6 protein-coding genes are annotated in these 12,215 nt (G+C 44.6%); all 6 read right to left on the bottom strand.

The genetic code is table 11. From position 1 onward, the window contains the following. Positions 1-17 precede the first annotated feature (17 nt). A complete protein-coding gene (locus DSL64_RS13120) occupies positions 18-4,262 on the bottom strand; it encodes a T9SS type A sorting domain-containing protein (protein WP_115831365.1) in 4,245 nt (1,414 codons plus the stop codon). A gap of 235 nt (positions 4,263-4,497) precedes the next feature. Continuing rightward, positions 4,498-4,878, bottom strand: a complete 381-nt coding sequence (locus DSL64_RS13115) for a GreA/GreB family elongation factor (protein WP_115831480.1) — start codon at positions 4,876-4,878, stop codon at positions 4,498-4,500. Between the two features lie 456 nt (positions 4,879-5,334). Next, a complete protein-coding gene (locus DSL64_RS13110) occupies positions 5,335-6,141 on the bottom strand; it encodes a universal stress protein (protein WP_115831364.1) in 807 nt (268 codons plus the stop codon). 103 nt (positions 6,142-6,244) lie between these two features. Further along, positions 6,245-7,066 (bottom strand): endonuclease/exonuclease/phosphatase family protein, encoded by an 822-nt coding sequence (locus tag DSL64_RS13105; protein WP_229217073.1) that lies wholly within the window; start codon positions 7,064-7,066, stop codon positions 6,245-6,247. An 18-nt stretch (positions 7,067-7,084) separates the two neighbouring features. Then, complete coding sequence (locus tag DSL64_RS13100) at positions 7,085-8,734, bottom strand: RagB/SusD family nutrient uptake outer membrane protein (RefSeq protein ID WP_115831363.1); 1,650 nt, start codon at positions 8,732-8,734, stop codon at positions 7,085-7,087. A 9-nt stretch (positions 8,735-8,743) separates the two neighbouring features. Next, a complete protein-coding gene (locus DSL64_RS13095; RefSeq protein ID WP_115831362.1) occupies positions 8,744-12,190 on the bottom strand; it encodes a SusC/RagA family TonB-linked outer membrane protein in 3,447 nt (1,148 codons plus the stop codon). Positions 12,191-12,215: the final 25 nt, after the last annotated feature.

The following is a 12,215-nucleotide window of genomic DNA, read 5'->3' as shown; positions in this document are numbered from 1 at the left end:
TAAAAGTAGAGTAGCTGTTACTGTTTTAGAATTTTATGCACAGATTTTAAGTTTTTACCTTCAATATTTAGAATATAAATTCCTGATGGTAAGTGATGTACACTGATTTGTTTTTCCTTGACAGCTATTTCCTCCCGGAGTACAACGACGCCCGTGGAATTTATCAATGTGATTGTCCGGATAGTAGGATCCGGAAATTTTATAATCAGCTGATCTTGTGTCGGGTTGGGGGCCACCAAGATCTGAGATGGCGTATAACCAGCTTCACCCGTTATCACCGACAACCTGATTGTATTAGGAGTTCCTATCACCCCGGGGCCGCATTGATTCGATACGCTGAAGAGTTTATAATATTCAGCTGTGGAATTTTGCGGGAAGTAAATCGTATCAACGGGGGTGCGTGAATATTCCATATTACTGTGAAGATCACTGCCATAAGTGTAGTCCCATGGTCCTGTTCCGTCTAGCAATACTACTGCTTTCTGAATATTGGAAGCATCCGAAATTACTGATTCTGATGCAAACCGGATTGTTGCCTTCCGGCCTGCAGAGAGTGGAAATTCATAAGCACCACTGGCTGTGCCTGCGTCGGAAGCTACAACCCTGATCCTGTATTTTTTGCCAATAAATAAATCTGCAGGCACTGTTGCTCTCAACGGAGAAGAATTACCAATTGTCGTTACTGATTTAAAATTCCTACCGGTTGTGTCCGAAATTTGAACAGTCATGGTATTACCGGAAGAAAAACTGCCTTTTTGAGTGTAGGTGACCAAAAAAGCATCTCCCAAACAAAATGCCGATCCTTCATAGGCATCCCAACCCGTTGTTGTTACGCTTTTACTGCCTGATGGATTAACCTCTACAATAGCCGCTCCCGATTTTTTTCCCTCTCCGCATCCGTTATTGGCAGATACAATAGAATAGATTGTTGTGACAGATGGTGTTACTCTAATATCGGTTTCTCTATTGCCTGAACCTCCGTAAAAAGTACCTGCTGTTCCATCCGATAATCTGTACTGGATAGGTTCATTTGCCTGCTTATTGCTTTGTATTTGAATTTGGGTAGCATCACCGGCATTTATGGTGGTATTTCCGGAAAGTGTTACATCTACTTTGGATTTAATAGTCAATTTCGCGGTAGCCGTCAAACTGTAACTCTGAACTGTGGCGCGGAAATCGTAGAAATTCCCCGTAAGGATCGCTGGCAATTTCAAGGTAATGCTTCCGGATTTGATTCTTGTTGAATCCAGATTGATCACCTTGCCGCTTTGAGTATCTTCTAATTGAAAACGAATGTAGTCGTTCGTAAGCGTTGCATCACCGCGCAGGTCATATCGCACATCCACGCTCTCGCCTTCACACACCTCCTGTGCGTCAGTATAAATGTTCAGATCGGGATTCACTTTTACCGCAATTTTACCCGACACAGGTCCATAACCACAATTATTATAAACCGATATAATGGAAAATTCTTTCGCATTCTGGGCTGATAGGATTCTTGTATAAGGGTTTTCGCTGGTAACCTGCTTATAACCGTTTTCATAGATCACGGTCCAGTAAGGAGTACCGGTAAAGGTTGTTGCGGAGGCTATACCTGACCCCGAATTCAGCACAATCGGATCTTTTTCGGTAGTGGTCAAAACTGCACTTGGAGAACTCCCGATTCTGAGATTCACAAGATTTGATACCCCTCCTTCTGACGATGTGACTCTTATTTGATATAGACCCGTAGCGAAATCCGTAGGAATTTTTACATCAAACTGACGTGCGGTAATATTCTTTGCCAAATCTGTAAATTCCGTGCTCTTGTCCTTCGCAATTTGTAATGAAAAGCTGGCTTTCGCAGCATCACCTCCGGTTGTAACAAAAGGAATACTAAGATGACCGTTTTGACATGCATCCAGGTCCCTTGGAGATATACCGCCCACTGTGATACGATAGGGTACAGTGCGCAGGTAGGTTGTGATGTTGACGGGAAATGTGCCGCACTTGTTTGTCGCCGATTTAATAGTGAAGGCTGTGGTACTTCCTGCTGGCGGATTGGGCAGATATACTGTTCTGTCATATCGGGGAAAGTCCAGCGTTTTTTCTGTGACCCCATCTGAATAAGTAAAGGAATATAGCCTGTCGTTACGCTCATTAGTTACGGTAAGGGGAAACTGTCCACTACCAAGCAGTTCTGCGGGTTCGGATGGTGTTCCGAATGGACGTATGCTGAAATTCTCTAAAGTCGAATGCAGTTCAGTCTGAATCGTTTTGCTCAACATAGCGGGATTGGACGAAGCTATTCTAAGAGACGCCGTGCCGGCCTGACTTGCCGGTATCTTAATTTTGTAAGTGCCAGGCTTATTAACTGTAGCAAAAGTCTGAAAATTACAGCAATTGGTATAGCCCTCAATTCTGAATGTATTATCGTGCTGGAACTTACCTGTTGTCAGAAATGTGATTTCGACACTGTCCTGAGCACAAACTGATGAGTTTAGTGGCTTAAGATGTATTCCGGTGGCAGATCCTGTTGTATCAAGTGATAGGCGAATTGTAGGTAGCGTTTCATTTCGGGAACAGGCATTGCTTATTGATTTAAGTTTAAAGTCCGAGGTTTTCTCTACATAAAACTCAGGATACCATGCTTCCGCGCCTTCTATGTAGTGCGTTTTGTCAAATTCGTCTACAATGGTAAAAGGTCCTTTGCCGTGTAATGTATAGCCGAACATTGCAAGGGAAGGAGTTTTATATATCAATTCTGAGTGAGGCAATACTGTAGCACCAGGTTTACTTCGCAGTACGTATCCGTCGGATCTTTCAGAGGTGTATTCCGGGTTTGTTGTCGAAATACTCAGTCCGTTCACCTTGTCATAGCTCAAAGTACGGTCAATATTTTCCGGAAGTGCCGGAATGCGAAACTCCAGATAATCACCAACTTTAGTGGCGGGGAAAGAATAGGCAGTGGTATTGCCGACAAGTGCATTCACTTTAAATGTCGCATTTGCATTAAAGTCCACATTCGAAAGCACTTTCACTTTCACCAATGTTCCTTCACACAGGTTTTTGGTTTCTTCGGTGGGATCCATATAAATTCCGGGTCGGACAGTCACCAGCATTGCTGAAGACGGAGCTGTAACAGGTGTCATTCCACAGCCCGAGCTAAAACTTTTTACGCTGTAAGATGTGGTTTTGGCAGGTCTGACTTCAGTCTGATAATTGAAGTTAGCTGCAATCTCAGTTCCGTCCTGAAGAGTTGCGGAGAAAGGAGGTATACCTGAAAAGGATACACCTACCTGTACTTTCTCACCGATGTTTATTGTTTTGCTGGTTGTATTAACAGACGCTCCGGCCTTGGGATGAACATAGAAAGAATAGTCACTCTCCAACCCCACAATAGCAGGGTTATCTGCTATAATTCTTAGCTTGTATTCGCCTCTGGATGATACATTGAAAGACGTTGGAAAAGTGGCGGTAAGTAAGTTATCTTTCAATACTGCCGGTACCTCTACAGTTTTGCTGTCGCCAGTGTAAACGGTAATTCTTAATTTATACTTTGCTGAAGTGGGCAGAGCCTGGCCGAAGGTTGAATAACTAACTTTTATTTCGCTTCCTTCGCAGGTAGTTTCCGGATGTACGGATATCACTTTTAAGGAGGTAGGATTAATGTACGCCTTCGCTTCTCCTCCTGACTTCATCACACCACAAATATTCTCGGCTCTGGCAATCGTAAAAGGGGTAGAGACATTTGTTGCTTTTCGCCGCATATGGTCAACATAACCAGATAGAAATGAATCAAGACCGTATGATGAACCGTCGTTTAGTACAATCTGTGCGGAGCTGGAACTGAATGTCCTGAACTTCAGCAGAAGGTCTTCTCCGGCGTTGATAGAATCTGGTTGAAAGGTTGATAACTGAACAATCCCTTTTGTATGAATCTTCGTATTGTACCAGTTGCTTTCCACCTTTGGTGAAGTGGATAGGATTCTGATCTGGATATATGGGGGAACGGATAAGCTCGAATCGGAATACATGACATGAATTTTGCCTTCGATGAGTTCCGCTGGAATTTCTGATAATACTGGTGTATTGTCAGAAATTCTGACCTGAACCGTGAACTTGTTGTTTGAGTTGAAGCTGCCTGCGATAGCAACCTGAACCTTCTGAACGGAATTCAGACAAACGGGTTCCGGGTAAGTGATTGTTATTGAAGGTGCCTGAGCAAATAGTTTAACTTGTAAGCCGAGTAACATCAGCAACAGCAGGAAGAAGTTTTTCATGTAGAGGCGATCTATTTTATCCAAAAATAAGTAAAATGTATACAACTAGTTTGGAATTTGTCGAATGAAAGTTTCAAACGGTTACTACCCGGTTCCCATTTAATTATGTTGTATCCATTTAAGAAAAATGCCGTAAGCATATGCTGTTATATGCTTACGGCAATTAGACTTTAATTTCAGTGTTTTACGATGATTAATCGGCTTGTTATACCTAATAATGACTTTTAAATCCGGATCAGATCACCTCCAGTATCTCAAAATGCCTTAGTCCGGATGGCATTTGCCATTTTACTTTTTCTCCTTTGCAAAGCCCGATCAGCGCCGCTCCCATGGGTGTCAGTACAGAGATTTTCCGTTGATTCATATCGGCCAATGAAGGCATCACTATTGAAAATTCCATATCCTGATTGGCCGTGAGTTCACGTACCTTCACTGTTGAATTCAGTCTTACGCAGCCTTCCGGTAACTCATCATTTTCTACGATAACAGCCCGGTTGAGCTCATACGATAGCGTCATTTCTTTATCCTGTCCGTGAGCCGGAAATTGTTCTGCAAATTGTTTGAGTAACTTATAATCTCCTTCCGAGATGATTACAGGTGTTTTAGATAAACTCATAGTATTTCTGTTGTGCTGCTGCACATGAATGTAAAAAGAATAAAAATTGTTGAGCATGCTCAAAAAGCAAGCAAACAGCCTGATACAAAGACGGATTAAACAATTGAGCTGACAACGAACGCGTATGAGCCAGCAGCTATGGTCTTAGCCATACTGATACGTTATTTGTCAGAAAGTGATGCAGGCTGCGATGTTCCCCGAATCCTGAAAATCAGATTAGGTCCGGGGCCAGCGTATTGAAGTCCTTGAAATTGGAAACGTAATAAAGCCTGGTACAGAAGATGGTAGCCGGCATAACGCAGAAGACAGTACTGTTCCAGCCTGTCGCAACTTTGCGCAGTGTAAAGGATTTTTCAGTCGTGGATGTATTGATCTCACTTGCCATGTCGGCTAAGTTACCATCAAATTCCCGAACAAGGAAGTTTTAGGCCGGATTTATCCTGTCAGTCCGTAATTCTATTCCCGTCTTTCGGTAGCGCACGTCCAGGTCATAGTCGGAGCATAATTGACGATATCGGCGGCTATACTGCTGACATACATATTGCCCGGATTGCGGTTACCATGGGTGCCCATAGCGATCAGGTCCGCATTCATTTCCCGTGCGAATTGTAGAATGCCATCTTTTTCGATAGCGCTGTGTACAACATGTATATTGAAATGATGCAGCTGGTATTGGGAAGCAAGCTTTTGTAAATGCTGCATACTTTGCTGATTATCACGGCGCGGATGTGTATTGACATACAAAAGATGTAGTCGCGCGTCAAAAAACTCCTGTAACATTTTAACCTTACTGAGTAGTTGCTCTTCCTCAGGCTTCATACCGCAAGGGAATACAATGTTCTTTATCCTGGAAAGCGTCGTATCATTTTTAACTGCAACCACAGGAATAGGGCATGTACGCACCACTTTACCAATGTTGGATCCCATAAATGCTTCCTGCCAGCCACGTGAGCCCTGAGTTCCCATCACTACGAGATCAATCGCAAGGGCTTCGACCAGCTCTGATACAGCTACAGTAATTTTGCCTGCGTGTATATGATGTTCCACCGGTACGTCTCCGGGATTGATCCTCATGATGAAATCTGCAAATTTTTCGCGCGCAATCTCTTCGCTCATGGAACTCTTAGTCGGAAGGGCATCCGGCTCACTGATAATGGTGCAAACAAATAGACGCCCTTCGCTTTTCTCTGCCAGCTGCAATGCAAATCGAAATGCTTTTTCAGCGTAGGAAGAAAAATTACAAGGCACTAAAATTCTTTTCATAACGAATTAAAAAACGATCACAAGCCGGCAAAGGTATACGGTAAAATGCATAAAAAAGAGGAGATTCGTCATGAACCTCCTCTGTGAAATATAAACAAATGCACTATTTGATACTAAGCTCCACAACAACAGGCAGATGGTCGGAGGCATACTTTTCATCAATGACTCTGGTTGAAATTGCTTTCACCATTTGAGCCGGCCTGAACATGATAAAATCAATCGTGCGGTTAGGCTTTTCTACAGGAATGGTAGGAGCGCAATCTTGTAGGCAACTTCTGGTAAAAGTCTGATCCAGATAAGCCATTGCAGGACTGTCCGGCTTTGCATTGAAGTCGCCTCCGATAATTATTGGTAATGATGTATTTCCAAAATATTTCACGATCAGTTCAGCCTGAGTTTTGCGGTTCTGCTCCTTGAGATCCAGGTGCGTACAGGCAAAGGTTACTTTTTTACCACGAGCGATTTCAGCAGTAATAGCCGCAATTGTTCTGGGCTCTCCGCCAATTGTCTTATCAACAGGTAGCTCATACTGCACTGAATCAAGGATCGGAAATCGTGAAAGGATAGCCACGCCATAGTCGCCGCCCTGGTGATCAATCGCTTTCGCAAAAAAGTAATTCATTCTCGTCAGCTCGGCCAGGAGTTTGGCCTGATGGTTTCCTTTGCCCGAACGTTCCGTATTCACATCCACTTCCTGTAAGGCGACAAAATCAGGTTTTTCTCTGTTAATAACAGAAGCGATTGCTTCAATATCAATTTTGGTGGCCTCCGAAGGCGGATTACAATGATGAATATTGTAGGTCATCACTTTCAGATTGGGCTTGTCTTTAGCCAAAACTGAAATCGCTGCTGAATCCGGCTCTGCTGCCAAAGCGACAGAAACCGGGATCAGAAAATACATGAAGAAAAGGTTTCGAATTGACATCGATCGGGTGTTTAAGATTTATTCCCAGCCCGGGTTTTGCCCCAGCGCCGGATTACGTTCAATTTGTACTAATGGCACTGGCCAAAGGTAATGTTTATCTGCAAAGGTTCTGCCGCTGAAAGCCAGTATATAGCCTTGCGCATCTGTCCTCAGATTGGCTACGTCAGCAGGAACTTTGGCCCACTCTTTTTTCATACCAGTAACGTCAGCTGCCAGTAAAGCGCCTTGTTTCCATCTTTTGATGTCAAAGTAACGCTGACCTTCCAAAGCAAGCTCTACACGGCGTTCCCTGCGAATCTCGTCGCGTACATTCATTCCTGCAGCTGACAGTTCGGTTAAAACCATCTTTTTCATACCCACGCGGTCGCGGAGCAGATTAATGGAAATGTCCAGATCTGCCTGTGTGAGCGTTCCCTGTTCCATTTTAGCTTCTGCATAAGTCAGCAGGACTTCGGCATAACGCAGTATATGGATATCATTTGCATCACGGCTCACCTGCGCTACGGTAGACGGCTCAACGTATTTTGTAAAGTAGTAACCGGTGATGGTCACTGAACCCCTGCGGTCGGACCGAAACTTGGGAGCGGTGAAAACATCAGGATTGGTGTTTTCCGGATTACCGTCAAACCGGCCGCCCCATCGGCTGTTGGGTGCTAGCACAGTCTGAGTCATCCGTGGATCACGATTGCTAAATACATCCTGATAACTGCTCTCTTTGTAAAGAGGGGATTTGTCAATGGGAAGACCGTCAGAGCATAAATAGGTATCAACAAGAGATTTAGTGGGGTTCCATCTCGCATTCTGATCCGGTACCTGGATTTCACGGCTCAGGTTATGCATATTCAGATCTTCCAGATGCGTTCTGGCAATAATTGTCTCTTTGTTATTACCCCGGGATAATTTACCACTGTAAGTAAAAAGACTATTGTAACTGGTTGCTTTGTTACCGTTACTGAAAAGCTGATATACATTCAGGTCCATTAAATCTTTGGCCGCCTTTTCTGCCACAGCATATTTCCCGAAATATAAAGCGAGTCTGGCTTTCAATCCTAAAGCTGCTCCTTTACGAAGGCGCCCCAGATCTTTTCCTGTCGCGATCTCCTTGGGCAATACCGCCGCAGCTGCATCCAACTCGGAAAGGATGAAATCTTGTACTTGCGCTGCCGGAGTTCTGGGGTCATACAGTTCGTCAATGTTCAACGGTTTTGTAATCAGCGGTACATCTCCCCAAAACAATGTCAGATAGCTGTACATGTATGCTCTGATCACTCTGACTTCAGCCGCCAGAATTTCCTTTCGAGCTTCCACAGGCACAACTGCTTTCTGATAATTTTCAAGAAAGGTATTGCACTGTCGTATAGCGGTATACATGCTGCGCCATTCCGTAGTGAACATACCCAGATCAATGTTAAAATTGCCACTTCCGATCTGCTGGAAGTCGGTTGTGGAAGGCCAGAGCGTATTGTCGCCCATGTTTTCCATATCCACTGTGTTTTTCGCTTTAATATTTCCATAACAGCCATTGGCAGCCAGGATCAGTTGCTCTTCGGTATTCCAGAAAGTTTCATCGGCGATCTGGTCAAGGGGTAATCTGTTGAGATAATCTTCATTACAACTCGTGGAAAGTACCGCAAGCAGGGAAAAAAGATATATGAATTTCTTTTTCATGATGATGGCTTATTTAAAATTTACGCTGATACCTCCGACAAATGTTTTAACCTGAGGATAGAATCCGCCACTGGTTACCGGTGATTCAGGATCATAACCGTAAAAGAATTTCGTTTTGGTAAGTAGGTTATCTGCTGAAACATAAATACGCAAACGACTTACGCGGGCTTTCTTTGTGAACTTTTCAGGAATGGTGTAACCAAGCTGGAAATTTTTCAATCTCAGATAGGCCGCATTTTCGAGCCAGAAGGTCGACAAACGCTGGTTGTAAGCCTGCTGGTAGGTAAGTCTCGGGTAACTTGCATCTGTGTTTTCCGGCGTCCAGCGGTCGCGGTGTATCTCCTGAGGCAGTGAACCTTCGTTGATCAGCGCATGCCGGGCAGCTCCTTGTATGTAACCATCCGCTTTGCCAACCCCTTGCAGAAAGAAACTGAAATCAACCCCTTTCCATCCCAATTCTCCGCGGAAACCGTAATTGTAACGTGGAATAGCATTTCCAATCACCTGACGGTCGTCGTCGAGGGTAATACGGCCATCTCCATTCAGATCCTTGTAGACGATATCACCGGGAGCAACCGGGTCACCCGTATATGCTGGGAACTTAGGTGTATATTTTCGGGTTCCCGCGTCGTAGTCGAAATCTTCAACCTGCGCTATTCTGTCTGCCACAAGTCCGTAAAAAGCATCTATCGGTTGGCCTACAATCCTCACACGATCTCCATAGGTAGGAGGTACTCCACCCAGGCTGGTCACCTTGTTTCTTACATCTGAAAGGTTAAAATTAGCCCCGTACCGAAAATCATTGATCTGGTCTTTCCAGGATACCTGCAATTCCCACCCTCTGTTTTCAACCTTTCCGGCATTTTGTGGAGGGTAGGTTGTACCTACGCCTAATACATCCGGAAGAGGGACATTCAGCAAAATATTGTTGGTATTCTGAACATAGTAATCAAAGGTGAATCCCAGACGTCCTTTTATCATGGCCAGATCAATCCCGGCATTTTGCTTGACAACAGACTCCCAGGTCAGAAACGGGTTAGGAATATTAGCCTGGCGATAGCCTATCGTTAAAGCATTGCCAATAGGAAAGGTGTTGTTTACAGGTCCGAGTGTGGGCAGATAACCGAAATCCAATATATCGCTTGTACCACCTACGCGAACTTTATCATTACCCTGTGTACCATAGGATAACCGCACCTTTCCGGACTCAATTACATTTCTTAGCCGGTCAAAGAATTTCTCTTCAGAGAAAACCCAGCCCAGCGAGCCCGAGGTAAACCAGTTCCAGCGGCGGTCAGGGGCAAATCGCGACGAACCGTCATAACGGAAGTTAAATTCAGCCAGGTACTTTTCATCGAATCCATAATTGAACCTTCCAAAGAAGGAACGTAGTGCATTCTGAGAAGCACTTCCACCGTTTAGCTGATTTTCCGTTCCCAGGTTAATTGATTCCACATCCTGGGAAGCCAGGTTGGTACGCGTAGCAAAAAAGTAGTTAGAGACATTTTCTTCCTGAGACACGGCTAACAATCCCTTTACCGCATGTTTGGCAGAGAAAATTTTATCGTATTCCAAAAAGCCCAGCATGGTTTGGTACAGATTGGTGTAGTCTCGCACATCAATCTTGTTTTGCGGGTTCGTCTGGTAGATCAAGGATCCGTCGGTTGGACTGTAATAGTTGATGGTTTTGCTGAAAATGGATCTGTACGAATTAGAGCGAATCAGACCATATTGCCCGCGCAGTTTTAATCCGTCAAACAAATCCAAAGTAGCGCTCAGGTTTCCAGTGAATTCCTGCGAATTGAACCTGTTCGTTCCTCCATCAGTAGTAACAGCCACCGGGTTGCGTTGCCCGCCAATATAACCCCAGCCTCCGGTGGTGAACCGCACAGGTACCAGAGGGAGTATCTGATGAGAGGCATAAAGTGGACCGGAATCTCCATCTATGCTTTCAGCAGAGCCGGAAAAGCCTCTGTCGATGTAACCTAAATTCGCGTCCAGATGCAGCCTGTCGATCAGGGTGGTGTTCAATCTGAGTCTGACGTTGTGGCGCTGTGCATTGTAATTATCTCCTGTGATCATACCACCTTCTTTCAGATAACCGTACGAGACATAATAGTTGAGGTTTTTGGCTCCACCGTTGATGCTCAAGTTATGATTTTGTTGAGGAGCGCTCTTTTTGTATATCTCGTCAATCCAGTTGGTATTGGCAAAGTAGTTAGGATCTGATCCGTTTCTGGCAATTTCGATATCTGTATCCGTATAGGTCGGGTTGCGGCCCACATTCACCTGCGACTCATTCAAGAGCTGCATGTATTCGGGAGAGCCTACGAACTTAGGCAGGGCTGTAGGCGTTTGCATCCCGATATAACCATTATAGGATATGTTGGGAGCGGAATCCTCTTTACCTTTTTTGGTCGTGACCAGAATAACCCCGTTTGCACCCCGGACACCATAGATAGAGGAAGAGGCAGCGTCTTTGAGAACCGAAATGCTTTCTATATCGGACGGATTGAGGATATTGAGATCTCCTCCGGGAATTCCATCCACTACCACAAGTGGATTGGCATCACCCAGGGTTCCTACACCGCGAATCCGGATAGAGCTTCCATTTTGCCCCGGCAAAGCAGTAGAGTTCACCACCGTGACACCGGCCATTAATCCCTGCAAACCCGTGCTGAGGTTTCTGACAGGCCGGCTATCTAGGTCTTTGGCCTCTATAGCACTTACAGCTCCCGTTACATTGATCTTTTTCTGTGTGCCATAACCTATAACGACAAGTTCTTCGAGTCCGGCAACGTCTTCAAGAAGCTGAATATTTAGTGCAGATTCGCCGCGGTACGTGATTTCTTTTTTCAAAAATCCAATGAATGATATCACGAGCACCTCTCCGTTATCCACGTTTATCGAAAAACTTCCGTCCACATCTGAAACTGTTCCTCTGTCTGTACCTTTAACGACCACTGAAGCGCCGGGGAGAGGTTGGCCACTTTTGTCTACCACCTTGCCGGAGAAGATATTGATTTCAGGTTCTTCCGGCATTTCTTCTGTAGTTTCCTTTTTGGGAACCGGAACAATTATTGGTTTAGCAGGAGCGTGTTTGAGAATAATAATCGACCCTGAAGCGGTGTAGGTCATTTCATAGGGAGCGAGTAGTTTGTCGAGTACCTTGCCCAGCTTTTCGTTTTTTACATTTACTCTTGCCTTTTTAGCGGATTCTTTCTGGCTGGCCAGTACAAATCTGGTGTCAGATACTCTGGAAATTTCGTCCAGTACAGCCGGTAAGGGCATTGTGCCGGTAGATAGTGTAATCGGTTTTTCCAGAACCTGACTATAGGTGTGTTCTGCCAGACCGACCGTGCTGCAGAAGCCGATCAGAAAGGATAGGATAGTGCTGTATTTCATGATCTTACAGACAGTATCAAATAATGTTCCCCGGTAAATAATTGTCTTCATATTTAGGAATGATTAAGGTAACCGG

The organism is Dyadobacter luteus, from assembly GCF_003383615.1.
Taxonomy (GTDB): Bacteria; Bacteroidota; Bacteroidia; order Cytophagales; family Spirosomataceae; genus Dyadobacter; species Dyadobacter luteus.
The sequence above is the reverse complement of the archived record's forward strand: the minus strand, read 5'-3'. Positions and strand labels throughout refer to the sequence as shown.